At 64.1% G+C, this 23754-nt stretch carries 24 protein-coding genes, 1 tRNA gene and 6 pseudogenes; 13 read left to right on the top strand and 18 right to left on the bottom strand.

Features of this window, described 5'->3' with window-relative positions:
- Positions 1-107 precede the first annotated feature (107 nt).
- From AB5Y64_RS03825 to AB5Y64_RS03805, 5 genes are all read right to left on the bottom strand, one after another.
- A tRNA-Met gene (locus AB5Y64_RS03825) sits at positions 108-184 on the bottom strand.
- Between the two features lie 224 nt (positions 185-408).
- A complete protein-coding gene (locus AB5Y64_RS03820) occupies positions 409-1128 on the bottom strand; it encodes a hypothetical protein (protein ID WP_161470711.1) in 720 nt (239 codons plus the stop codon).
- Between the two features lie 106 nt (positions 1129-1234).
- On the bottom strand, positions 1235-2869 hold the full coding sequence (locus AB5Y64_RS03815) for an ATP-dependent endonuclease (RefSeq protein ID WP_039038583.1): 1635 nt from the start codon (positions 2867-2869) through the stop codon (positions 1235-1237).
- 76 nt (positions 2870-2945) lie between these two features.
- Entirely contained in the window at positions 2946-3068 is a 123-nt protein-coding gene (locus tag AB5Y64_RS03810) for a hypothetical protein (RefSeq protein WP_256094327.1), read from the bottom strand.
- A gap of 62 nt (positions 3069-3130) precedes the next feature.
- Complete coding sequence (locus AB5Y64_RS03805; protein ID WP_042016580.1) at positions 3131-4018, bottom strand: helix-turn-helix domain-containing protein; 888 nt, start codon at positions 4016-4018, stop codon at positions 3131-3133.
- A gap of 178 nt (positions 4019-4196) precedes the next feature.
- Here AB5Y64_RS03805 and AB5Y64_RS03800 point away from each other — a divergent pair, with 178 nt between their 5' ends.
- Entirely contained in the window at positions 4197-5114 is a 918-nt protein-coding gene (locus tag AB5Y64_RS03800) for a DMT family transporter (protein WP_041215090.1), read from the top strand.
- Positions 5115-5165: 51 nt separating this feature from the next.
- Positions 5166-6098 (top strand): LysR family transcriptional regulator, encoded by a 933-nt coding sequence (locus AB5Y64_RS03795; RefSeq protein WP_161470710.1) that lies wholly within the window; start codon positions 5166-5168, stop codon positions 6096-6098.
- Positions 6099-6151: 53 nt separating this feature from the next.
- On the opposite strand, the gene AB5Y64_RS03790 is transcribed toward AB5Y64_RS03795, so the two are convergent.
- From AB5Y64_RS03790 to AB5Y64_RS03770, 5 genes and pseudogenes are all read right to left on the bottom strand, one after another.
- Positions 6152-6931, bottom strand: coding sequence for a TSUP family transporter (locus tag AB5Y64_RS03790; protein WP_102948517.1), 780 nt, complete (start codon positions 6929-6931; stop codon positions 6152-6154).
- A gap of 131 nt (positions 6932-7062) precedes the next feature.
- Positions 7063-7179, bottom strand: a pseudogene (locus AB5Y64_RS03785) (DTW domain-containing protein); the annotation flags it as partial.
- 2 nt (positions 7180-7181) lie between these two features.
- Positions 7182-7931, bottom strand: a complete 750-nt coding sequence (locus AB5Y64_RS03780; RefSeq protein WP_368203299.1) for a tRNA-uridine aminocarboxypropyltransferase — start codon at positions 7929-7931, stop codon at positions 7182-7184.
- 189 nt (positions 7932-8120) lie between these two features.
- Positions 8121-9110, bottom strand: a complete 990-nt coding sequence (locus AB5Y64_RS03775) for a D-alanine--D-alanine ligase (protein ID WP_041215087.1) — start codon at positions 9108-9110, stop codon at positions 8121-8123.
- Between the two features lie 200 nt (positions 9111-9310).
- Complete coding sequence (locus tag AB5Y64_RS03770) at positions 9311-9919, bottom strand: 2OG-Fe(II) oxygenase (protein WP_041211488.1); 609 nt, start codon at positions 9917-9919, stop codon at positions 9311-9313.
- Between the two features lie 209 nt (positions 9920-10128).
- Here AB5Y64_RS03770 and AB5Y64_RS03765 point away from each other — a divergent pair, with 209 nt between their 5' ends.
- Entirely contained in the window at positions 10129-10605 is a 477-nt protein-coding gene (locus AB5Y64_RS03765) for a glutathione peroxidase (protein WP_319894090.1), read from the top strand.
- A 195-nt stretch (positions 10606-10800) separates the two neighbouring features.
- Complete coding sequence (locus AB5Y64_RS03760; protein WP_368203298.1) at positions 10801-12189, top strand: DEAD/DEAH box helicase; 1389 nt, start codon at positions 10801-10803, stop codon at positions 12187-12189.
- 70 nt (positions 12190-12259) lie between these two features.
- On the opposite strand, the gene AB5Y64_RS03755 is transcribed toward AB5Y64_RS03760, so the two are convergent.
- The 3 genes and pseudogenes from AB5Y64_RS03755 to AB5Y64_RS03745 all read right to left on the bottom strand — a co-directional run bounded on the left by AB5Y64_RS03755 (position 12260) and on the right by AB5Y64_RS03745 (position 14181).
- Complete coding sequence (locus AB5Y64_RS03755) at positions 12260-12697, bottom strand: acetyltransferase (protein ID WP_069784644.1); 438 nt, start codon at positions 12695-12697, stop codon at positions 12260-12262.
- 36 nt (positions 12698-12733) lie between these two features.
- A pseudogene (locus AB5Y64_RS03750) lies at positions 12734-13218 on the bottom strand (GNAT family N-acetyltransferase).
- A gap of 117 nt (positions 13219-13335) precedes the next feature.
- Entirely contained in the window at positions 13336-14181 is an 846-nt protein-coding gene (locus AB5Y64_RS03745) for a DUF5718 family protein (RefSeq protein WP_010674872.1), read from the bottom strand.
- A gap of 267 nt (positions 14182-14448) precedes the next feature.
- Between AB5Y64_RS03745 and AB5Y64_RS03740 the strand changes: the two are divergent.
- The 4 genes and pseudogenes from AB5Y64_RS03740 to AB5Y64_RS03725 form a co-directional block, all read left to right on the top strand.
- Positions 14449-14985 (top strand): annotated as a pseudogene (locus tag AB5Y64_RS03740) (class IV adenylate cyclase); the annotation flags it as partial.
- A 43-nt stretch (positions 14986-15028) separates the two neighbouring features.
- Positions 15029-15421 carry an NUDIX domain-containing protein gene (locus AB5Y64_RS03735; RefSeq protein ID WP_010674874.1) on the top strand — a complete coding sequence of 131 codons (393 nt, stop codon included), beginning with the start codon at positions 15029-15031 and terminating at the stop codon, positions 15419-15421.
- Between the two features lie 101 nt (positions 15422-15522).
- A complete protein-coding gene (locus AB5Y64_RS03730; RefSeq protein ID WP_368203296.1) occupies positions 15523-16029 on the top strand; it encodes an N-acetyltransferase family protein in 507 nt (168 codons plus the stop codon).
- Between the two features lie 104 nt (positions 16030-16133).
- Complete coding sequence (locus AB5Y64_RS03725; RefSeq protein ID WP_010674876.1) at positions 16134-16442, top strand: antibiotic biosynthesis monooxygenase; 309 nt, start codon at positions 16134-16136, stop codon at positions 16440-16442.
- A 40-nt stretch (positions 16443-16482) separates the two neighbouring features.
- Here the strand turns inward: AB5Y64_RS03725 and pdxY are convergent, their stop codons facing one another.
- The 3 genes from pdxY to AB5Y64_RS03710 form a co-directional block, all read right to left on the bottom strand.
- Positions 16483-17346: a pyridoxal kinase PdxY gene (pdxY, locus tag AB5Y64_RS03720; protein WP_214003572.1), complete on the bottom strand. Its 864-nt coding sequence runs from the start codon at positions 17344-17346 to the stop codon at positions 16483-16485.
- Positions 17347-17852: 506 nt separating this feature from the next.
- The gene (locus AB5Y64_RS03715) at positions 17853-18608 is read right to left on the bottom strand and encodes a DUF429 domain-containing protein (RefSeq protein ID WP_368203295.1); all 756 of its coding nucleotides are present in this window, start codon (positions 18606-18608) and stop codon (positions 17853-17855) included.
- A gap of 77 nt (positions 18609-18685) precedes the next feature.
- Positions 18686-19249: a hypothetical protein gene (locus tag AB5Y64_RS03710; RefSeq protein ID WP_010674879.1), complete on the bottom strand. Its 564-nt coding sequence runs from the start codon at positions 19247-19249 to the stop codon at positions 18686-18688.
- Between the two features lie 294 nt (positions 19250-19543).
- Here AB5Y64_RS03710 and AB5Y64_RS03705 point away from each other — a divergent pair, with 294 nt between their 5' ends.
- From AB5Y64_RS03705 to AB5Y64_RS03685, 5 genes and pseudogenes are all read left to right on the top strand, one after another.
- The gene (locus AB5Y64_RS03705; RefSeq protein WP_041211496.1) at positions 19544-19894 is read left to right on the top strand and encodes a phasin family protein; all 351 of its coding nucleotides are present in this window, start codon (positions 19544-19546) and stop codon (positions 19892-19894) included.
- Positions 19895-19989: 95 nt separating this feature from the next.
- Positions 19990-21764, top strand: a pseudogene (locus AB5Y64_RS03700) (class I poly(R)-hydroxyalkanoic acid synthase).
- A complete protein-coding gene (locus AB5Y64_RS03695) occupies positions 21761-22165 on the top strand; it encodes a MaoC family dehydratase (RefSeq protein ID WP_042863938.1) in 405 nt (134 codons plus the stop codon). The pseudogene AB5Y64_RS03700 and the gene AB5Y64_RS03695 overlap by 4 nt, the downstream one beginning before the upstream one ends.
- Before the next feature lie 165 nt (positions 22166-22330).
- Positions 22331-22564, top strand: coding sequence for a ribosome-associated protein YbcJ (gene ybcJ / locus AB5Y64_RS03690; protein WP_010674882.1), 234 nt, complete (start codon positions 22331-22333; stop codon positions 22562-22564).
- 147 nt (positions 22565-22711) lie between these two features.
- Positions 22712-22786, top strand: a pseudogene (locus AB5Y64_RS03685) (ribosome-associated protein); the annotation flags it as partial.
- Between the two features lie 39 nt (positions 22787-22825).
- Here the strand turns inward: AB5Y64_RS03685 and AB5Y64_RS03680 are convergent.
- Together AB5Y64_RS03680 and AB5Y64_RS03675 are read right to left on the bottom strand one after the other, a co-directional pair.
- Entirely contained in the window at positions 22826-23299 is a 474-nt protein-coding gene (locus tag AB5Y64_RS03680) for a DUF4442 domain-containing protein (RefSeq protein WP_010674883.1), read from the bottom strand.
- Positions 23300-23663: 364 nt separating this feature from the next.
- Positions 23664-23754 (bottom strand): annotated as a pseudogene (locus AB5Y64_RS03675) (IS5/IS1182 family transposase); the annotation flags it as partial.

Below are 23754 nucleotides of genomic sequence, written 5' to 3'. Positions count from 1 at the left end.
TCCACCCCGCGTCCGAATTGTATTGCCACCACAAAAAGCAGAGCAGTTGCTTCTTGCTGTCTTCGTTTCCACCGCAGGCGCTAGCGCTTGCCATGAACACAAATAGTTGGTTGCGGGGGCCGGATTTGAACCGACGACCTTCGGGTTATGAGCCCGACGAGCTACCGAGCTGCTCCACCCCGCGTCCGAGGTCGCCCATAATAGGCGCCAACGCTGAGATTGCAAGTAAATATCCTAAAAAAAGTTTATTCGGGGATTAAACCGTCACATACTGCGCTCTTTTGCAACAAATCGCAGTTTTTTCAGGCAGCTAGCGATCTCTCGCCCCTCAGGCCCCTCCCCGCCTTGCCCCTCTCTGCCATAAAAAAAGCCCGCACGACAAGGTGCGGGCGGGAGGATGCGCCGGGATCAGGCGAGCTGGAGCAACACGCTGGTCGCCGCAATCTGGGCGATGATGAGGCCGCACAGGGTCACGGAGACCACCACGGGGGCCGTCTCCTGCTGACGGTAGATGGGGCTGAACCAGAGCAGCAGGGCTGCGACCAGCAGGCCGGCCTGGGTCACTACCCCGGGGATCAGCGGGTCGAGCCCGGCGCTACTCCCCTGCCAACCCACCAGCACGGCCAGCCAGATAAGACTCAGGATGGCGGAGACCAGCCCCGCCAGGGGCAGCAGCAGATTGAAGGCTTGCAGGCGGTGGCGGGCACGTAGCAGCATCAGGTGGGCAAAGGCCGACCCCAGCAGCACCATCTGCAGCAGGCCGCCTAGCCAGCCCTGGATCTGCATCAGACCCAGCCCGTAGAGGGCGAGCGGCATGGCGGGCAACCACAGCAGGGTGGCGGGGATGGCGCGCTTGCCCTCCAGGCGAGACTGGACCAGGGAGAGCACGATACCGAGCACCAGGGCGGCCCCCCCGCTCCAGATGAGCCAGCCCGCAACCTTGGCCTCCACCGCCAGCATCAGGGAGAGCCCGGTGATCACCCAGACCGAGAAGAGCTGGGTAGTGATCCGCGAGCGCTGGCCCGGGCAGAGATCCCCGCGCCACAGGACGAGCCCCACGGCGATCAGGGCTCCCAGGGCCATCAGACCGGTCAGGGGAAAGAGCCAAAAAGGAAGTTGGACGAACATAGGGTCTCCGGCAGCAATCCGGGTGCGGGTGCACCCATCACAGGGTAAGGAAGGACAAGAGGCAGGGAGTATATCCAAACTCCCCCCGTCTTCCCAACGTCGCCAGTCAGCTTTGTCCCCGGGCAAGGGCGACCACCCGGGCAAACATCTGCTTGAGCACAGGGGGAATGTGCTCGCTGCCGAGGCGCTCCGCCTCCTCCACCACCGCCAGAGCCATGCCTGGCTTGCTGCGATGGTGGATCGCCTTGGCGATGATGCGCCCGGCGTTGAGGGTGGAGCGCCCCCCGACCCCCGCCTCGCGCCGGAACACCCCCTCGAACCCGTTCTGGTAGAGGTAGTGCTCTATGTCTGCCGCCGGCAACTGGGTCAGCCGATCCCGCTCGCGCTCCCCCTTGAGCAGGGAGCGGGCGGAGCTTGCATACTTGGCGCCCGCCTCGTCACCGTCGGTGAGCAGGTGCCACTCTATGCCAAAGTCCCGGGCCACCTTGATGAGGGGAGCCTGGCCGCACTGGGCGAACTCGATGATGCGCACCCCCTCCGCCCGCAGGCTGTAGCCGCAGATCTGGGCCAGCTCCGAGAGCAGCCAGATCTCGGTCTCCCCTTCCACCAGCAGCCAGCAGCGGGCAAACATCGACATGGGCCTGTTGATGCGCACATGGAAGGCAATCTTGCGCAGATCGTCGCTGCTGTAGCGCTCCCCTCCCAACTGATGGCAGAGGATGTCCTGCTGGCGGCGCACCAGACGGCGCACCTGATTGAGGGGCAAGGAGGAGAGCAGGTCCCCCGAGTTGGTGGTGAGCAGCTTCTGGCCGGGCAACTGCTCCAGCAGACCCCAGGCCAGGGCCAGCATGGTAGGATGCAGGCGGCTCTCGGGGTCTTCCAGCATCAGTATGGGTCTGGCCCCCTCCTCCAGCTCCCGGTTGCCCCGGGCGTGGAGCAGCATGGCCGCCATGCCCGCCATGGCCAGTTGCAGCGCCCGGTTGTCCGCATTGCGCAGCAGCACCTGCAGGTTGCCGGGATTGCGCAGGGTCATGGGGCGATTGACGATATCCCGCTGGCTGCGAGGCTTGTGCTTGATGGGCGCCAGGGCGCTGAAGTAGTGCTCCATCAACTGCTGCACCGCCTGCAGCGCCTCCTTGAGTTCAGGCTCGCCGATGCGCTGGGGCTCGTCGGTGAGCTTGCCGGCCAGCTCGTCCAGCCGCTGCTCGCACAGATCCCCCCAGGGCAGCCGCTCGATGCCCTCCCGGGCGGTACGGGCATCCCGCAGCCTGAACACCGGGTTCATGGTAATGAGCAGACGCACCAGCGCTTCATTGTTGTCGATGGCCAGGCTCTTGCCGATACCGTCGAGAAAGTCGTGGGTGGTGAGCACGCTGCCATCGTCCTGCAACTCGGCACTGGCACGATAATGCACCCGGTGGAACTTGTCCTTGTGGGGGATCCAGGCCGCCCCGAGGCGGGCCAGACGGCGGGAGTGCTGGCACATCTGGGGACGATACTCGCTGAAGGTGAGCACTAGTTGCAGCGTGCGCGAGGGTTCGAGCTCGGGATCTTCGGGCCGGTGAAAATCATCCTGACCAAATTGATAGGGCTCGGCATCCCCCAGCAGGCACCAGAGGGCCCGCAGCAGGCTGGATTTGCCCCAGGCGTTTTCGCCGATGAGCACAGTGGTGTTGTCCAGCCCGAGGGAGAGGCGATTTATTCCGCGAAAACCTTTGACTTCAATGCGTTCCAGAAACATGCGGCCATATCCAGTCCATCCTGATGGCGCAATAGTGGCAAAGTTGCCGGAAAAATCCTATCGGGTTACGGCGTTTTCAGCGGGAACTGTGAGGAACGAGCGGTTCGGGCGGCGTCGGCTGGGTGGCGCGATAGAGGGGGGCATTCCAGTGGTTGAACCAGAGATGGCGAGTACGGGTCTGACGTTTGCGATGATTCAATGGGCATTCCTTTCAATGGACAAGAGACAGAGGGTACACCTCTTTTGTCCAGAGTCTCAGGGTTATCTGTGACAGGAGAATGACAACTGGGCCCGCCACTGGCCCGGGCTCAGGCCGAACGCCTCCCGAAAACGGTTACCAAAATGGGCCTGGGAGGAGAAGCCGCACTGGGCGGCGATGCTGGCCAGAGGCTCGCTTCCCGCCAGCAACTGCTTGGCCCGCTTGAGCCGCAGCCCGAGCAGGTAGCGGTGAGGCGGACAGCCCAGGCTCTGCCCGAACATCCGGGCGAAGTGGTATTCGCTCAGACCCGCCTCCCGGGCGAGCTCTCCCAGGGTGACCGGCTCGGCCAGGTGAGCCTGCAGATACTCCTGCACCCGGCGCACCACGGCCGGGGCCAGGCCGCCGCGCACTTCCGGCAGCGCCGGGGCCTCGCGGGTGTGATGGCGATAGGCGTGCAGCATCAGCATCCAGGCACCGTGGGAGAGCGCCATGCGATCGATGCCGTGCTGCCAGTCCAGCTTCATCAATTGCCCCTGCACCAGGGCCGCCGCCTGGGGATCGTCGATGAAGGTCTTGTCTTCCAGTTGCAGATGACGCCCCTCCTTGTCACACGCCTGCTCGGCGATACGGGTGAAGTGGGCGGGGGTGAAGTAGAGGTGGAAGAAGCGAAACTCCTCGCGCACCAGCCACTCGGACCTGTGGTGATCCGGCATGATGCACACCTTGCCGGCACCGCCATGGCCACCGGGGCCGTCCAGCCGCTCGGTCTGCTCGCCCCCCTGCAGGTAGACGCTGATGGTGTGGTTGCCCGGCTTGTGGTAGCGGGTCTGATCGTAGCGGTTGCACCAGCTCGCCACCCCGAGCCCGGGCTCCAGCCAGCAGGAGTCCTCCAGCCTGGCACCGGTGCTCACCAGGGCATCAAAGACCCCTGCCTGTCTTGTCTGCTGCATGGCATGCTGCACGCTTGCGTCCCTCTCTGGCACTTGCCGCCCCTTTCCTGTCGCCATCTTATCGCGCCTCATGGTCAAAGGCTGCGCCTCCGTTGAAAAAACCGCAAGATGGTGCAAGCCGGCCCCCCGCCTCCCGGTTCATGCTGATCACATCATCTTCTCTTGATGGGATCACACCATGAATCTGATGCTCTATGTTTCCACCGTCCTCATCTGGGGCAGCACCTGGATTGCCATCGCCTGGCAGCTCGGCCCCATCCCCATCGAGGTCTCGGTGCTCTATCGTTTCGCCCTGGCGGCCCTGGCCCTGTTTGCCCTGCTCACGGTGAGCGGCAAGTTTCCACGCCTGCCCTGGGCGGGCCAGCGATATGCTGCCCTGCTCGGCGCGTTGCTCTTTTCCACCAACTTCCTCTGTTTCTACCACGCCACCCTCTATATTCCGAGCGGCCTGTCGGCGGTGATTTTCGCCAGCGCCAGCATCTTCAACGGCCTCAATCTCTGGCTGTTCGAGGGTAAACGGCCGGGCCTGCGCTGGCTGCAAGGATCGTTGCTGGGGCTGCTTGGCACCCTGCTGCTCTTCTGGCCGGTGCTGGCGGATGCGCAACTGGGTGCAAACGGCTGGAAGGGCTTGCTCTTTGCCTGCGCCGGCACCCTTTGCTTCTCCCTGGGCAACCTGGTCTCCGCCCGGGGACAGCGCCAGGGCTATCACGTGCTGCAGATGGTACCCTGGGGCATGGTCTACGGCGTGGCGCTGCTGCTGGGCTGGGTCACGGTACTCGGTCAGTCACTCACCCTGCCCACCGACCCGCGCTACCTCGCCGCCATGGTCTATCTGGCCATCTTCGGCTCCGTCATCGCCTTCACCGCCTACCTCACCCTGGTGGGGCGCATCGGTGCCAGCAAGGCGGCCTACGCCACCGTGCTCTTCCCCCTGGTGGCCCTCACCCTCTCCACCTTCTATGAAGGCTTTGTCTGGCAGACGGTCTCCATCGTCGGCGTGGTGGTGAGCCTCATCGGCAACCTGGTGATCTTCGCGCCCCCCGTCAAGGCGTGGCGCTGGCCGCTATCAAGGGCCGCAAACGGTACTTGCCCCTGATGCCACCAGCCCCTAAGGTAACCGCGTCCAACACACGAGGAGGGAGGACGCATGTTACTGGAAGGGCTGGAGACACTCTGCCTGCTGGCAAGCGAGGGCACCATGGCCAAGGTTGCAAGCCGCCTCTATATCAGTCAGTCGGCGGTCAGCAAGCGCATCGCCCAGCTGGAGCAGCGCCTTGGCAAGAAGCTCATCGAGCCGGATGGCCGTCATATCCGCCTCACTCCCCAGGCCCGTGAGCTGCTCGCCCGGGTAGCCCCGAGCCTCGCCGAAATGAAGGGGGTGCTGGCGGACAGCCAGATCCTCACGGATCAGACCCCTCTGTCCATCGCCTGCTCCGAAACCCTGCTGGCGGGCTACCTCGCCCGCTTCATGCACGCCTACCTTGAACGGGATCCCCACATTGCCCTCTCTACCCACCACACCCCGGTCATTCTGGCCCGGGTGCGCGGCGGGGATGCCCTGCTCGGGATCTGCGCCGGCCGCCTGCCGCCTGGCCATGGGCTGTGTGCCGAACGGCTGCTGGAGGAGCCCTTCTATCTGGTGGGGGACGCTCTGGATGAGGCAGCGCAGCCGGATCACCATGGCGCCTTGCAAGAAACTGTGACCAGCAAGCAACTGACTGAAGGCGACGTGAGTCAGGGGATGCAGGGCAAGGTGCGCAAGATCCTGACCATGGATCTGGAGAACCCCTCCAACCGCTATCTGCGCGAGCCCCTGGCCGCCCTCGGGCTTATCCCCGCCATGGAGCTCGATTCCTACCTGGCGCTGATCGAACTGGCCAAGGCAGGCATTGGCCCCGTGCTCCTGCCCGCCGGCCTGCTGGCGCTGGTGGGTGAGCAGGGGACACAGGCACGCCCCCTGCCGGGGCTGGGCCGCCCGCTCCACCTGGTCTATCGGCCAAACAGCCTCAAGCGCGATCGCATCGCCCGCCTGGTGCAGGCGCTGCAAGCCCATTTCCGGCAACTGACGGCACAGGGCTGAAACGCAAGAGGGCCCGATCTGCGATCGGGCCCTCGTCATGGGGGGGTACCGGCTCAGTCCAGCCAGGCAAAGAGCTCGGGGTACTGGCTCCACACCAGCTTGGCGGACATCACCAGGGAGACGGTCACCAGCAGCGGCTTGATGAGCTTCACCCCTTTCTTGAGCACCAGCTTGGAGCCCATGCGCGCCCCGATGAACTGCCCCAGCGCCATGCACAGCCCCACGCTCCACACCACCTTGCCCCCCAGGGTGAAGAAGAGCAGGGAAGCGATGTTGGAGGTGAAGTTGAGCAGCTTGGTGTGGGCGGTGGCCCGCGCCATGCCAAAGCCCGCCAGGGCCACGAAACCGATGGCAAAAAACGACCCCGTGCCCGGCCCGAAGAAGCCGTCATAAAAGCCCACGCCCCCGCCCACCAGCAGGGCGAACGCCATGGGGGTGAGGCGGCGCTGGCTCTCCGCATCGCTCACCCTGGGGGAGAAGTAGAAGTAGCAGGCAAACGCCATCAGCAGGAAGGGGAGCAGCCGCTCCAGGATGGCGGCATCGATGGTCTGCACCGCCAGGGTGCCGATGGCCGCCCCGATGAAGGTGCAGATGACAGCCGGCCAGATGATGGCCCACTCAAGGAGCCCCTTGCGGGCATAAAACCAGGTGGCGGAGAAAGAACCGAAACTGCTCTGCAACTTGTTGGTGCCAAGCACCAGGGCCGGCGGCATGCCGGTGGCCAGCAGGGCCGGCACCGTCAAGAGCCCTCCGCCCCCGGCGATGGCATCGATAAAGCCGGCGATGAGGGCCACCCCGAACAGGGCGACCAGGGTGAGCAGTTCCAGTTCCATCCATAGACCTCGTGTGATTGGCGGCGCCCGGCATGGCCTGGAGCCTGAAGGAGTCAACAGGTCGCTATCCTAGCGAGGGCGGGCTCATGAAGCCAACGAAACAATGGCAGCCAACTGATTCCTTATTTTCATCAATCAGCATGCGAGAGGGCCTGCGCCTTGATAACCGCCAGCCCCTGTAGCAGGGGCGCTTCATCCTCGCCGGGCGCACGGCTTACCCGGCCAGCCATGTAGCGGCTGCTGATGAGGATTAATCCAGAGCGCGGCTCTGGCCCTTGATGGCCTCCAGCCCCTCCAGCAGGGGCCCTTCATCAGCACCGGGTGCACGGCTAACCCGGCCAGCCATGTAGCGGCTGCTGAAGAGATTGAACCAGAGCTGCAGCGCCTGTCCCGCCCGCAGCTCCCCGGCCACTTCCAGCACGCAGGCGGCCACCTCGGCGGTGCACAGGTGCTCGTCGCTGTGGGCGACGCGCATGCCGTAGGTAGAGAGCGCATCCGGCTTGATGGCGAGCACCGGGAAGCCGTCCAGATAGGGACTCTTGTTGAACATCTTGCGCGCCTCGGGCCAGGTGCCGTCCAGCAGGATGAACAGCGGCTTCTTGCCGGGGGCCAGTACCACCTCGCCGGTCAGGCGGTCGGGCGCTTTCTCGCAGGCGGGAAAGACCAAGTAGGGCTGCCAGGCGGGATCCGCCAGCAGGGCCAGCAGCTCGGGATGGGGTTCGGTACGCGACCAGAGAAAGGCCCAGGTGGAGTCCGGCAGCACGTCGGCGATGAGGCGCCCGGTGTTGGAGGGCTTCATGGGCTCGCTGTCATACATCATGAGGCAGAAACCGGCCTCGGCCTTGAGCGCCGGGCGCCAGTCGCAGGCACACCAGTCGTGGCGCAGCTGGCAGGCATCGCAGCGTGGCACGCTGCCGCCACGGGCAAGAAAGGGTCGGGACGAGACGCTCTTGCGCCAGATGCGCAGGCGGTTGACGGCGTGATCGGGGATGGGCTTCATGGAACGCGGCTCTGACGGTGCCTGTGGCGGGACAAAAGGGGGCTGATTGTAACGGTGCGCCCTCCTGGCGGCAAGGCTTGCCGGGCGGCGCCCTGCCCCTTTCCTCCCCGCGCTCTGCCCGCTTCCCCCCATGAAAAAAGGGGCCCTGAGGCCCCTACTCACCATCCGTTGCAACCGGGTCTGGCGACGTCAGACCGCCTTTCGCAGGATCTGCTCCAGATAGTGCGCGAAGCTGTGGCCGTGGTGCTCCAGCAGTTTCGGGAACATGGAGATGGAGGTCATGCCCGGGAAGGTGTTGATCTCGTTGAGCAAAATCTCCCCCTCTTCGGTCAGGAAGAAGTCGATGCGCGACAGGTGGGTCAGCTTGAGCTGACGGAACGCCTTGAGCGCGTACTCGTGAATGGCGTCAGCCTGCGCCTGAGTCAGCCCCTCGGCCTTGAGCGCGGTCTCGGTGTGACTGGCGCTGCTGTACTTCTCTTCATAGGTGTAGAACTTGTCCTGGGGTACGCAGATCTCCCCCGGATAGGTGGCCACCAGCTCGTCACCATACTGGTAGACCGCCACTTCCAGCTCGCGGGGCTTGACCGCTTTTTCGATCAATACCTGCTCGGAGTAACCGAAGGCATCGGCAATGCCCTTCACCAGGTCTGCCTCGTTGCTGGCGGAGTAGCAACCCACGGAAGAGCCCTGGGAGGCCGCCTTGATGAAGACCTTGCCCCACTTGGCCAGCGCCGCTTTCGCCTCGGTCAGGCTCGCCTCGCCTTGCTCGGTCAGGAACAGGTAGGGGGTATTGGGGATGCCGATGGCGGTGAGCCACAGCTTGGTGGTGATCTTGTTGAAGCACACCTTGCTCGCCTCGGCGTCACAACCCAGATAAGGCAGGCCGGCCAGCTCGAGGAAGGATTGCAGATCGCCGGTCTCACCGGGATAGCCGTGGATGCAGGGCACCACGTAGTCCACCGGACGGGCCACGCTGTCGAACGAGAGCAGCTTGTCCAGCCCCAGCTTGCACTCGCGACCGTCGGCGGAGAGCCAGCGGTCGGCAAACATCTCGACCCGGGTCACTTCGATACCGGGCAGGAGCCCGAGCTGTTTTTCGAGGAAATTGGCGCTGCGCAGCGAGACTTCGTGCTCGGAGCCGCCACCGCCGCACAGCAGCAAGACATGCATGTTCTTCATTAGATGTGATCCCTTGGGAGAAGCGGCTTCGTCATCACCATGTCAAACCCAACCGCATGAAAACCGGACGAAGCCAGAAACGAACATAAGTGCGGGCAGTGTAGCAAGGGAGGGGAAGCCTTGTCAGCCGATGGGGCGCACCTCCCCCTGCCCGGGCAGATAAAAGTCTCTTCCTGTGTCAGAAACAGGATGAAATGCGCTCAGCGGGGGGGATCGACCCGCCCGGCGCCATTGCCGTTGACCCGAAACCAGCCGGCAATGCTGTAGCGCTCCCGGCTTGCGGGCAGCACCTCGTGGGGAAACTCTTCAGACAGGAAGAGCACCAGCCGCCCGCCCCGGGGGGAGACATCCATCAGAAACTGCTCGCTGTCGTCATAGACCCGCAATATTCCCCCCGCCTCTGGCTGCCAGTCGTTGTTCAGGTAGAACACCGAGGTGAGCCGGCGGTTGGATCGCCCGGCGAAGGCGTCGCGATGGGTGGCGTAGAAGTCCCCCTGACGGTAGCGGGCAAAGTGGGCCTCGTAGTCGAACAGCCCCAGCATCAGGCTGCGATTGGCGGCCAGACGCAGGGACTCCATCCGGGCCAGATAGTCGGCCACCGGCGCGCCGAGGGAGGCGTCGAGCCAGTGGATCTGATCCCGACGGATATCGCGGTTGTCCTGATGCAGGGTCTCGCGCCCGATCCCCGCCGGTCGCCACTCGTCCGGCAGGCAAGCCTTGAGGGCATCCACCTCGGCGGCGGTTAAAAAATCATCCACTATCACCCAACCCCGGGTGTAGATGGCATCCATGACGGCTTGATAGTCCAAGATAGGCTCGCAGCGAGGGGAGAGAGTGCGCTTTGTAGCGACTTCGGACCATCGGCACAAACCGGATTGCTTCTCTTGAGAAGTCCCGCCATCAATAGGAGTCTGGGGGGGCACAGACGCCCTCCCCCTTGCTCCCCGGCCCTCGGCCCGTTAACGTGCAAGGATTGTCCCCCGGGCGCCTTGTCGCCCCTCTTGCATCAGGAGAAACCATGCCCCTGCCCCTCATCCCCCTGCAACGACTCGATGGCACGGCCTGGTCCACCGCCGATCTGCAGGGCCGTGTCGTGCTGGTGGTCAACGTGGCAAGCCGCTGCGGTTTTACCCCCCAATACACCGGGCTTGAGGCCCTCTATCGCCAGTTCGGCCCCCAAGGCTTCGAGATCCTGGGCTTTCCCTGCGATCAGTTCGGCCATCAGGAGCCGGGCGATGCCGAGGAGATCGCCCGCTTCTGCTCGCTCGACTACCCTGTCAGCTTCCCCCTGATGGCCAAGTGCGAGGTCAACGGCGCCGGGGCCCACCCCCTCTATCGCTGGCTCAAGAAGCAAAAGCCCGGACTCCTTGGCAGCGAGGCCATCAAGTGGAACTTCACCAAGTTCCTGATTGACCGTGAAGGCCGGGTGGTGGACCGCTTCGCCCCCCAGACCAGGCCGGAGGATCTGGTGCTGGCCATCGAGGGACTGCTCTGACAGGCGTGCGCTGCTCGCGACACGGCTGCTGCGCGTGCGCCTCGCATCTGCTATATTACGCGCCCACTGTCTCTTGTGCGGTCGCTTTGCCGGGCTCAGGCCCAGCCTCGATGGCGGCCCACCCTATTTTCCATGTCGTGACGGACCAAGGCTGCCGTCACCCGTTGAGCCCAAGGCTCGGAGTGTCCCTCGAACATGTCATTCAATGAACTGGGTCTGTCACCGCACATCCTGCGGGCCGTCAAGGAGCTGGGTTACGAACAACCCACCCCCATCCAGCAGCAAGCCATTCCCGCCATCCTGGCCGGGCAGGACGTGCTGGGCGGCGCCCAGACAGGCACGGGCAAGACGGCCGGTTTCACCCTGCCCATGCTTCATCGGCTGCTGGCCAACCACGGCCGTGGCGGTCGTCGCCAGGTGCGAGCCCTGGTGCTGACCCCGACCCGGGAGCTGGCCGCCCAGGTGGGCGAGAGCATCATCAAATATGCCCACCACCTGCCGTTTCGTACCCTGATCGCCTATGGCGGCGTCAGCATCAAGCCGAACCTGGACGCCATCAAGCTCGGGGTCGACATTCTGGTCGCCACCCCGGGCCGCCTGCTGGATCTGCTGACCCAGGGCGCCCTGACCCTGAGCGCCCTCGAGGTACTGGTGCTGGATGAAGCGGACAGAATGCTCGACATGGGGTTCATCACCGACATTCGCCGCATCATGAAGGCCCTGCCGGAGGAGCGTCAGACCCTGCTCTTCTCCGCCACCTTCTCCAATGACATCAAGGCGCTGGCGGACGATCTGCTCAAGGATCCCACCCTCATCGAGGTGGATCCCAGCAACACCGCCGCCGAGCAGGTAAGCCAGCGCATCATCCAGGTCGATCGGGAGCGCCGCCGGGAGATGCTCTCCCACATGATTGGCCGTGGCAACTGGCAGCGGGTGCTGGTGTTCGTGCGCACCAAGCAGATTGCCGACAGGCTCGCCCAGCAAATGCAGAAAGATGGCCTGGATACGGTCGCCATCCACGGTGACAAGAGCCAGGGGGCCCGCAACCGGGCGCTGGCGGATTTTCGTGAAGGCAAGGTGCGGGTGCTGGTTGCCACCGACATCGCCGCTCGCGGCCTGGACATCGATCAGCTGCCCCACGTGATCAACTTCGAGCTGCCCCAGATGGCGGAGGATTACATCCACCGCATCGGCCGCACCGGCCGCGCCGGGCGTGGCGGCGAGGCCATCTCTCTGGTGAGCCAGGACGAGCTGGGTCAGCTCAAGGAGATCGAGGCGCTGATCGGCCAATCCCTGACCGTGGAGATCCTGGAAGGGTACGAGCCGAGCGGCAAGCCGAGCCGCCAGACCCTGCCGGGCAGCAAGCCGGTGCAAAACCCGCCCCGCGCCCGTGGCCATGCCAACGCCAAGGGTGGCAACGGCAAAACAACCGCAGGCAAGAGCAAGGCGAAGAGCGATGGCGGCAAGAAGCCAGCCCCAGCCCGCAAGCGGGAAGTGGTGGGCGAGGACATCGGTTTCGCCCCCATGCGCCGTCTGCCCAAGGCCCAGCGGGGCGACTATCAGGACAACTCCAGCGAGGAGTGAGGGGGCGCGAGCCAAACCTCCTGAACAACAAAAAAAAGCCCTCGGGCGGTTTTTTTATGCTCTGGCGCCCTTAACCGGCAGCCAAGGCCATGTGCAGCAGCGGATAGGGCTTGCCCTGGCCATCCAGGGGGGAGCGCCCCGTCACCTCGAAGCCCAGGTGCTGGTAGAAGCCGACAGCCTGGGCATTCTGTTCGTTGACGTCCACGCGAGTCGCCCCCAGACAACGGATGGCGTGGTCCACCAGCTGGCGGCCGACCCCGCCCCCTCTCGCCTCGGGAGCGATGAACAGCATCTCGATATTGCCCTCAGCCACCCCGATAAAACCGACGATCACGCCATCCTGCCTGGCGCAATAAAGGCGCACGGCATCGAAATAGTGTTCGAGGATGAGAGGCTTGAGGGTGGCGATGTCTTCCTCTTGCAGGAAGTGATGGGTAGCGCGTACCGAGGCCTCCCAGAGAGCGATCAGGGCCGGGTAATCCCCGGTTTGTGCTGGTTCTATCTTCATGAATTGTTGGCTCAATTTATGGCAAAAGCGCCGATGCTAAGCCTTGGGGCCGAACCTCGTCAAGGTGCAGCCCTGGGCCTCTGCCTGCTTGATGACAAACCCCTTCTCGATGCCCGCCTTGAAGCCCAGCTTCTCATAGAGGCGATGGGCTTCATCGCGCCCTTCCCCCGAGAGCAGCATCACCTTGTAGCCATCCAGCCCCTAGGCCAGGGAGAGCGCCTGTTCAAGCACCTGCTGGCTCAGCCCCTGGCGTCGGAACGCAGAGGCCGTTACCACGTGCTCTATGATGCCAAAGGGCCTGCCGCCGTTGCTCAGGGTCGGGATCACCCCGAGCTGGCAGGTGGCGGCGAGCTCACCGCCCACCTTCGCCACGATGATCCGCACCTCGGGCCTGGCCAGCAGGCTCGCGAGCGTCTCCCTCGCCATGGAAAGCGGCATCACGGGATCCCGTGGTCTGAGCTCGGCGTAAAGGCTGAGCAAGCCGCCAGATCCTGCTCCCTGCACTCTCTGATCACCACCATGGCAACCCACCTGATCTGCCACTCCTCTTTCGGCTGATCATGCATGACGCCAGCATGGAGTGTGCGCAGGCATAATAGACAAAGAAGATGCCTCCCCAGGTTGGGAAGGCATCGCGATCAACGGGTCTTGACCGCCTGGAGCAGGACAGAGACATCGGCGCCAACGCGGCGGGTCGCGATGGCTTCGCGAATGTCGCTCTCGCTGTAGCGACTGGCGGGGTAGACCACCACGCAGGCGGTGTCACCGGGAGCGAGGAAGTGTGTCTCGCCAAAGGGGGTGTAGCGGGTGGCGCCAATGCTGATGAGCGCATGGGCCGGGCGCCCCGCCTGGGCCAGCAGCCCCTGGATATGCTCGGCCGGGCCTTCGTCCTGCTGATGGTTGAACTTGTCGATGGCCCACGCCAGCAACTGACCGTGGAAGTAGCTGTAGTCCACCGCCGCGCTGTCGATCCCGTAGGGGTGCAGCTCCCCGTCCCGCTCCAGATAGCAGGCGATGCGGTAGTCATCGAGCTCGCATCCTGCGGCAAAGTGGGTCAGGGGCAGCAGGTTCGCGGCCAGCCCCTTGCTCTCTTCACCCCAGTTCTTCTTCTCGCTGATCTTGTTGGCATTGGGGCGACGGATGGAGCAGTCGTTGTAGGCGCCAAACGCCTTGGGATGGATGGCCACCACCTGCTCCCCCGCGTACTCCAGCTCGCACCACAGTGCCACCTCGGGTTCAATCTGCACCTTCTCGTCCCCGCTCACCGCCGCCTCCGGCAGGAAGATGGCATCGCCGCTCAGGGGAAAGACCCCGAGCTGGCCGGGATGGTTCGGCACATAGAAGGGGAACAGCGCCTTGGGGGCGACCTTGTCGTCAACCTTGACGGCGACGAAGTCCGCCGCCTCCCCTGCCTGCTCCAGGTGACCGGCGAAGTTGCCCGCCACGCCCAGTCCGATAAAGGGGGGCTGTGAGGTGATCTGCATCTGTGGCTCCACTGGCGCGGCCGGGGCCGCCGCCTCGTTGTCGTTGTTCAGGGCGGAAATACCGCCAAAGAGGGAGCTTATTAGAGCACAGCCCCCGTACGGCGCCCAGCCACCGGGCCACAAGCTGTGCACCAGGGCGGATTTCCCCTCACCATCTGGTCATAAAGTCGGCAGTCGATGCGAAGCTGTGATCCCGATGCTTGGGAGAGCCCGGCACTTTTGCTAGGCTGCCCTATTCATTTGCCGTTCGGGAGCCGTCGCAAGGCCATGGCCACCCACTTTCAGGGGCGCTTCGAGGTGGAGTTCAAATACCGCCTGACGGACAGCGCCGCCTTTGTGCATACCCTCACGGCCCTCAGCCCCGAGGTGATGGTGGCGGACAATCATGAGCAGGACTGCTACTTCGACACGGCAGATGGCGCCCTGGCCCGGGCAGAGAAGAGCCTGATCATCCGCACCATGGCCCCCAGCGGCATCCGGCTCTGGATAGTCAAAGGACCCGGACCCGATCGCTGCGAGGCGGTCAACATCACCGATGCGGACAAGGCGGCCAGCATGGTGCGCACCCTGGGCTACCAGCCGGTGCTGACCATCGACAAGCGGCGCAGCATCTATTTTCTGGGGGCCTTCCACGTCACGGTGGATCACCTGGCAGGCGTCGGTGATTTTGCCGAGCTCGCCATCATGACTGACGACGAGACCGCCCTGCCCGCCTACCGCGCGCAGTTGCTGGCGCTGGCTAGCCGGCTGGGACTGGCGCCCGAGATGCGGGAAACCCGCTCCTATCGCACCCTGTGCGAGCAGCGAGCCCCCCCCTTTGACAAGCGGCAACAAGAGGAATCTGCCCATGATCGACAAACTCGCCTGGCTGACCTTCAAGGAGGGACAACTGCTGTGCGCCCGCTCCCACGGCAAGGACATCTACTACATTCCGGGGGGCAAGCGCGAGCCGGGCGAGAGCGACGAGGCGGCCCTCGTTCGTGAAATCGAGGAAGAGCTCGCGGTCATCCTGAAACCCGACACCCTGGCGTTCGCCTGCGAGTTCAGCGCCCAGGCGGACGGCAAGCCGCAAGGGGTGAATGTCAATCTGCGTTGCTACACGGGGGACGCCGACGGCACGCCCGTCGCCTCGGCGGAGATCGCCGAGCTGCGCTGGCTGGACAGCCGCCACCTGGCCGAAGTCTCCCCCGTCTCCCGCCTGCTGTTCCAGTGGCTGGCAGCGCAGGGACTGATCCATTAAGAGACGGCGCACCTGACCGGATGACGATGGCACCGGCAGGAGAGTCCGCGCCCGAGACGTTAATCCCCCACGTGGGCCAAGAGAGAAGATGAGGACATTCAATGGAGATCCTTGAGGTCGAGAGCACCAGAGGCATCAAACCGGCGCTGATCGCCCTGCTGCAAGATTGCGTGGCCAGCGGTGCCTCGGTGGGCTTTCTGCCTCCCCTGCAGGAAGAGCAGGGGCTGGCGTACTGGCAAGGCATCGAGGGGGAGCTGGCGGATGGAGTGCGCAAGCTCTGGGTGGCGTTTGATCAGCACCATCTGGTGGGCGCCCTGCAGCTCTCCCTGTGCACCAAGGCCAACGGGGGCCACAGGGCCGAAGTGGAAAAGCTGATGGTCCACAGCCAGGCCCGTGGCAAGGGGGTGGGCCGAGCCCTGATGAACGCCATGGAGCAAGGGGCCCGGGACGCCAGGCGTACCTTGCTGGTGCTGGATACCCGGGTCGGCGACGTGGCCTCCAGCCTCTATAGCCAGCTCGGCTATCAGGAGGCCGGCCAGATCCCGGACTTCGCCCGCAATGGGGACGGCACCCTCGCCGCCACCCAGTTCTTCTACAAGCAGCTCTGAGGCAGACGGCCTGGCAAGACCGGACAGCGTACCGGTCTTGCCCCCTCCAAGGCTCGGCACACATAGGTTTTTGGTTCAATCAGACTCATCGGCAAGGAGCCATCATGATATTGGAAGTCGCCCATCTGCAGATCATTCCCGGCAAGGCCACTGACTTCGAGCAAGCCTTCGCCCGGGCCCAGCACATCATCAGCGCCATGCCCGGCTACCTGGGCCACCAGTTGCAGCGTGCCCTGGACGATCCCCATCACTACCTGCTGCTGGTGCAGTGGGCGCGGCTGGAAGATCACACCCGGGGGTTCAGGGGCTCCCCCCGGTACCAGGAGTGGAAGGCCCTACTGCACCACTTCTACGACCCCTTCCCCAGGGTCGAACATTTTCAGGATGCAACACCGATCAGTGCCGCAAGCTGAACCTTGATCAGCTCGTCCCGTCACGGGCTGATCAATGGCGTCAGGCCAGTCGCTCGGCCCTGTGGGCAATCTGCGGATCGGCAAAGGCGCTCTGGGCCGTGATGAGCTGCAGCTCGTAGGCATTCGCCTCCCAGGTCTGTCGCAGCACCGCATCCACCGCGGCGTTGGTGCGCTCGAAGGCGCTCACCCCATCATATCCCGCCTGCAGGTTGGCCAGCATCAGGGCGCTGATGAGATCCCCCACGCCCACCGGTTGGCGCGCGAAATCGTAAAGGGGACGGGCGATCAGATAGTCTCCCTCGGGGGTGGCAAGCAGCATCTCGAAGCGGCCGGGGACGCTGGCGGCGCGACCCAGGTGCTTGACCAGCACCATCTTCACCCCCTTCTCCAGCAACTGGCGTGCGGCGACCCGGGTCTGGGCCAGGGTTGTCAGATGGACATCGCACAGAGTCTCCAGCTCCAGCAGATTGGGGGCCATGATGTCCGCCACCGGCAGGGCCTGCTCGGTGAGAAAGCGGGTGACGCCCGGGGCGACGATGCACCCCTTCTCCGGATGCCCCATCACGGGATCGCAGAAATAGAGGGCCGCCGGATTGGCTCGCTTCACCGCCGCCACCACCGCCAGGATCTCGTCCCCCTGCTCCGCCGAGCCCAGATAGCCGCTCAGCACCGCATCGCAGCGCGCCAGCACCTCGATATTGCAAAGCCCCTGGCACAGGGCGGCAATGTGGCCCGCCGGCATCGCCATTCCCTGCCAACCCGCCTCGTACTGGGTGTGGTTGGAGAACTGCACCGTATTGATGGGCCACACCTCTATGCCGAGACGGCGCATAGGGAACACCGCGGCACTGTTGCCGGCACAGCCAAACACCACGTGGGACTGGATAGAGAGAATGCGTTTCATCGACACCACCGCACAAGAAGCCTGAGGAAAAGAGGCAATATATCGGATGAAGAGACGGCTCTTCCAGCAATTAACGCCATGACTCCCTATTTATGCTTCAGCAGGCTTAACCTGCCGCATATTTGACCGCCGCTACCCTGTTTCTGCACAACCCTGGAGCCATCTCCCCCGCTGCTGCGGGGTGATAAATGTACCTGGATGCCTCTTGTCTGATGGCATATGAGGTGATTTTTCAACCAACCACAAACAATCGGGATCAAGGATGAGGTCCGATGGAAAGGCACCAGTCGGCAGTCGGCAGTCGGCAGTCGGCAGTCGCAAAATAAGGCAACAAGGGCAAGGTCAAGGAGACGTCGGAAGATCACAGGACAAAGGCGGCCTACCCTTGCCTGACACCGTGGCAACGACAAGCCATACGCAGTGGCGACAGCAAGTCACGTCACCAGTGCCGTGACTACAGCGAGTCGCCAGCAGTCGTCAGAGGGAGCGCAGTGCCCTTGGGCGTCTCAATCCCGGGCGAAGTGGTAGACCCAGCCTTCGTCCGGTGCCATCTCGTCCGGCAGGTCCACCAGGGCAGGCAGCGAGGTGACGGCCCCTTCGGCCGCATATTGCAGGGCCATCAGGGCGCAGAGCGCGGCATCATAGGGATCCGTTCCAGGGATGAGGGACACCGGCAGGTGGGGTTGCAGCTCGGGCCGCACCGCAGAGGCTTTGCCCCCCATTTTGGCCAGGGCGGGATAGACCTCCAGCACCGCGCGCCCGGCAGCCCTCGCCTGTTTTGGCACCAGTTGCAGATCCCCGAGGCGCGGCAGCATGGAGAGGGCCAGGATGGCGTTGTTGCCGAGCCTGTCGAAGGTGGCGGAGAGGGGCTTCTTGCCATAGTGCTGATGGAGCCAGCGCTCGCAATCCCGGTAGGCGTAAGGGTTGTCAATCTCCCGCTGAGGCACGGGAAAGCCGCTCCCCCGCCCCGCCAGCAGATCGGCGAGGGCGCGGGGAAAGGCCAGGGGCGCATCGATGCCGAGAGCAAGTCGCGGGCAGGCCAGCACCTGCATCAGCGCCACCTCGTCTTGCAGGGCCGGGCGCAGCAGGGCATCCAGATCCGGCGCGACCCGGGAGCTCAGGCGAAACAGGGGGGAGATCCCGAGCCAGTGCAGACGGGACTCCCGGGCCTGCCAACCCACCACCGCCACCGCCTGGGCGTTGCCCTGCCAGCCCCTCACGTCCCAACCGATGCCGATGGCGTCCATGTGTTCCGTTGTCATGCCCCTGTTACCTCTGTGCAGCCTTGATGGAGCACAGGGTAATGGCTGCCCCTCCTAAAGCAAGGGCAAGTTGGCCCCTAGAAGGATTTCTTGAAGTTGATCAGGGGCAGAATGGGGAAGATGCCGTTCTCGGCGTAGTTGGCCAGGCCAATCTGCAAGCCGTCCAGGTGCTTGGTGGCATTGACGAACCCCAGCTGGAAGGTGGTGCGTTCGGCATAGTTGACGAAGCCGACGTTGGCCAGGGCATTGCCCTGGGCGATGTTGACCGCCCCCCAGTTGAGCCCCTTCACATTGTTGGTCAGGTTGACGAAGCCCAGATTGAGGCCGGTATCCTGCCCTTCGTGCCAGTTGACGGCGTTGATGGCGACCCCGCCAAACTGATGGCGCACCCGGCTCGCGCCAAAGAACACACCAAGCTGCAGGCCGGTGAACTGATCCACGTCGGAGAGGGCGAACACCGGCAGATCGATCCCCTTCACCTGGCCGGTGCGGCCGTAGAGGAAGGAAGCCCTTGCCCCTTCCACCTGATTGGACGAGGGCAGGTTGACACCGGGCAGGGAGATCTGGACCGGCGTGCTGGCCTGGGCGACACCGGCGAGGGTCAGGGCACCACAGCCGAGCAGCAGGGCGAACGGTTTCATCGGGGATTCCTTGTGAAGAGGGTGTGGCTCAAGGGTACCAGCGCAGGCCCCGGGGGACGAGACCCCGCCCCCTGCCCTGCGTCACCTCTCGTCTGAACCCGGGGATGGCTCTCTCGGCGGATTGGAAAATTCAAACAGAAACTAACATTTATACCAAAGGTGGATTGGTTGCAGAATGCTCAAACGTGTGTTTGAACAGAGCAAACAACACGTAACACAGGGATGACGTGCTGTACCCGCAAGAAGGGTCGATTGACCCGCAAAAACAGTGTTCTGCCGAACCGGAGACCCATGATGAATATGGACGTGATCAAGAGCTTTACCGAGCAGATGCAAGGCTTTGCCGCTCCCCTCACCCGCTACAACCAGCTGCTGGCCAGCAACATCGAACAGCTGACCCGGTTGCAACTGGCGTCCGCCAATGCCTACGCCGAACTGGGGCTCAACCAGTTGCAGGCCGTCGGCAAGGTGCAGGATGCCCAGAGCCTGGCGGCCCTCGGCACCGTGCAGCTGGAGAGCGCCAGCCAGCTCTCCCGCCAGATGCTGGATGACATCCAGAAGCTCAGCACCCTCGGCCAGCAGTTCAAGGAAGAACTGGATGCCCTGACCGCAGATGGCATCAAGAAGAGCACGGGCAAGGCCTGATAACCCCTGGCTGCCCGTCTTGCGGGCAGCCACATCTCCCCACGACTCGACAGAACGGGCAAGTGCCCGCCCCGGGCGTGGGTGAAGGAGAACACATGAGCCAATCATCTTACGGCCCGCTGTTCGAGGCCCTGGCCCACTACAACGACAAGCTGCTGGCCAGGCCAGAGCCCAGACCGAGCGCACCGCCCAGGCCCTGCTGCAGACCAGTCTGGACGATCTGGGCCAGGTGCTGGAGCAGGGCAGCCAGCAGCCCTGGCAGCTGATCCAGTCCCAGATGAACTGGTGGCAGGATCAGCTCAAGCTGATGCAGCACACCCTGCTCAAGAGTGCAGGCCAGCCGAGCGAGCCGGTGATCACCCCGGATCGCAGCGATCGCCGCTTCAAGGCCGACGCCTGGAGCGAGCAACCCCTCTATGACTACCTCAAGCAATCCTATCTGCTGACCGCAAGACACCTGCTGGCGGCGGTGGATGCCCTGGAGGGCGTGCCCGAGAAGAGCCGGGAGCGACTGCGCTTTTTCACCCGCCAGTACGTCAACGCCATGGCTCCCAGCAACTTCCTGGCCACCAACCCGGAGCTGCTCAAGCTCACCCTGGAGTCCGACGGCCAGAATCTGGTGCGCGGCCTTGCGCTCCTGGCCGAAGATCTGGAGCGCAGCGCCGATCACCTCAACATCCGCCTGACCGACGAGTCCGCCTTCGAGCTCGGCCGGGATCTGGCGACCACCCCGGGCCGGGTAGTGCTGCGCACCGAGCTCTTTGAGCTCATCCAGTACAGCCCGACCACAGCGACGGTGGGCAAGACCCCGGTGCTGGTCGTGCCCCCGTACTACATCATGGACATGCGCCCCCAGAACTCCCTGGTGGCCTGGCTGGTCGCCCAGGGGCAGACGGTCTTCATGATCTCCTGGCGCAACCCGGGGGTGGCACAGGGGCAGGTCGATCTCGACGACTACGTGGTGGACGGGGTCATCGCCGCCCTGGACGCCGTGGAGGCGGCCACCGGCGAGCGGGAGGTGCACGGCATCGGCTACTGCATCGGTGGCACTGCATTGTCACTCGCCATGGGCTGGCTGGCGGCGCGGCGCCAGAAACAGCGGGTACGCAGCGCCACCCTGTTCACCACCCTGCTGGACTTCTCCCAGCCCGGGGAGCTTGGCATCTTCATCCACGAGCCCATCATCGCGGCGCTGGAGGCCCAGAACGAGGCCAGGGGCATCATGGACGGGCGCCAGCTGGCGGTCTCCTTCAGTCTGCTGCGGGAGAACAGCCTCTACTGGAACTACTACATCGACAGCTACCTCAAGGGCCAGAGCCCGGTGGCGTTCGATCTGCTGCACTGGAACAGCGACAGCACCAACGTGGCGGGCAAGACCCACAACAGCCTGCTGCGCCGACTCTACCTGGAAAACCAGCTGGTGAAGGGGGAGCTCAAGATCCGCCACACCCGCATCGATCTCGCCAAGGTGAAGACCCCGGTGCTGCTGGTGTCCGCCGCGGACGATCACATCGCCCTCTGGCAGGGGACCTGGCAGGGCATGGCGCTGTTCGGGGGCGAGCGGCGCTTCATTCTGGCCGAATCCGGGCACATCGCCGGCATCATCAATCCGCCGGATGCCAACAAATACGGCTTCTGGCAGAGCGAGGCCGAGGCGGACAGCCCGGCGCAGTGGCTGGCGGGGGCGACCCACCAGAGCGGCTCCTGGTGGCCCGAGATGATGCGCTTTATCAAAGACCGTGACGAGGCAGAGCCCGTCCCCGCCCGGCAGCCTGTCGAGGGGCTGGAGGCGGCCCCCGGCAGCTACGTCAAGGTACGGCTCAATCCGGTGTTTGCCGGCGTCAGGAAGCAAGAAGAGGGGCTCGTATGAGTACACAAACCCTTGCCGTGGGCCAGAAGGCTCGCCTGACCAAGCGCTTCGGCCCGGCCGAGGTGGCGGCCTTCGCCGGCCTCTCGGAGGATTTCAATCCCCTGCACCTGGACCCGGACTTCGCCGCCACGACGGTGTTCGAGCGCCCCATCGTCCACGGCATGTTGCTGGCGAGCCTCTTCTCCGGGCTGCTCGGTCAGCAGTTGCCAGGCAAGGGGAGCATCTACCTGGGCCAGAGCCTCGGCTTCAAACTGCCGGTGTTCGTGGGGGACGAGGTGACGGCGGAGGTGGAGATCATCGCCCTGCGGGACGACAAGCCCATCGCCACCCTGGCCACCCGCATCTTCACCCAGGGCGGCGCCCTCGCCGTGACGGGGGAAGCGGTGGTGAAACTCCCTTGAGCGCCAGTGGCCCCCAGAGACACAACCAGCCCGGTCGGGCTGGTTTTTTTGCCTGTGCTCGCCCCTTTTTCGGGGCAATTCGGCCCGGGCCCTTTCCCTGCCCCGCCTAACTGCCTAGAATGAGCCCCCGCTGTTTCAGCCATTCATCCAGCTAGAGGATTTCCCATGGAGACGTTTCTGCTCGAAGGTCACCCCTTCGTTGCCTTGTGTGACCTGATCAAGCATCAGGGTTGGGCCGATTGCGGCGGTGCCGCCAAGGCGCTGGTCGCCGAGGGCCTGGTGGAAGTAGACGGTCAGGTCGAGACCCGCAAACGCTGCAAGATAGTCGCCGAGCAGGTGGTCAACTTCAACGGCATGAAGGTCGTGGTGAAGGAAGGCGTCAGCCCCGAGATCCTCTGATCCTGACGCCCTGCCACGTAAGCGCTACCCAGCACAGTCGCCGAGTAGGTGGTCAACTTCAGCGGCATGAAGGCCGTGGTGAAGGAAGGGAGCAGTCCCGAGATCCCCTGATCCTGACGCCCTGCCACGCCAGCACTACCCAGCACAGTGGCCGAGCAGGTGGTCAACTTCAACGGCATGAAGGCCGTGGTGAAGGAAGGGAGCAGTCCCGAGATCCTCTGATCCCGGCTTGAACAAGGGCGCCAGCGCGCCCTCTGGCCTTCAGCTGGCCTTGATGGAGAGGGTCAGCACGAAGCGGGCCATGGCCTCGTCGCCGTTGCGAGACGGGCAGGTGGCCACCACCTGGATGGGGCGGTTGATGCGCTGACCGCTCGCCAGGGACTCGTCGATCATGGCGTCGATAAGCTCCCCCGCCGCGCAATCAAACTGCACGTCCCCCTCCGGGCGCTTCAAAAACTCCCCCTGCACATCCTTGAAGGCAAAATGCACCTTCTTGCGCCGCGCCCGCCCCTTCTCCATGACCAGGAGCCCCCCCACCAGGTCGGCACCGGTGGCGAGCGCCCCGAAATACATGCTGCCCAGGTGGTTGCGGGTGCGCCAGCCCAGCGGAATGCGGATGCGCAGCGCCCTGGCGTCCATCTGCTCGATGACGGGGGCACAAAAACCAATGACGGGAATGTAGCGCCAGGCGAACAGACGCAGGGCGAGGTTGGCTTTGAGGCGTTGCAGGTCCATTGCAAACTGATCCGATGAGTAAATGTGATACAAATGTTGCCAGTCTGCTTCCCGATAGACAAGCCTCCCGTGCCATCCCTGTGAGCGGCCCCCCAAAGGGTATTTGCAAAATTCATGCAATGGCCAGGTTCTATTTGCCTGGCAAATGATAAAACCGGCCTTTCCTGACCCCGGGTCGCCCCTCTCTTTTCCCTTTTTCCGATTTTTTTCAAGGTCCCGCCCCGGATGACGGGACCATGACGGCCATATCCGAATGAAACACAACGAGAAATACTCCCCGTCTGGGGGCTAGCCCAGGATCCCGCCCCCGCCACTGGGATTATTCGCAGTAACCAAACCCCCTCTCCCTCGCTAGGCTGTGTTCTCAAAATGCTGGTTTTCTGTCCACCAATAGCTCTCGTAAGTAACGAAGGCAGAAAGCCAGCTTGATAAAAGCAGCAAAACTTCCCGCCAGC

The organism is Aeromonas sp. R5-1 (assembly GCF_040908265.1).
GTDB lineage: Bacteria > Pseudomonadota > Gammaproteobacteria > Enterobacterales > Aeromonadaceae > Aeromonas > Aeromonas caviae.
The sequence above is the reverse complement of the archived record's forward strand: the minus strand, read 5'-3'. Positions and strand labels throughout refer to the sequence as shown.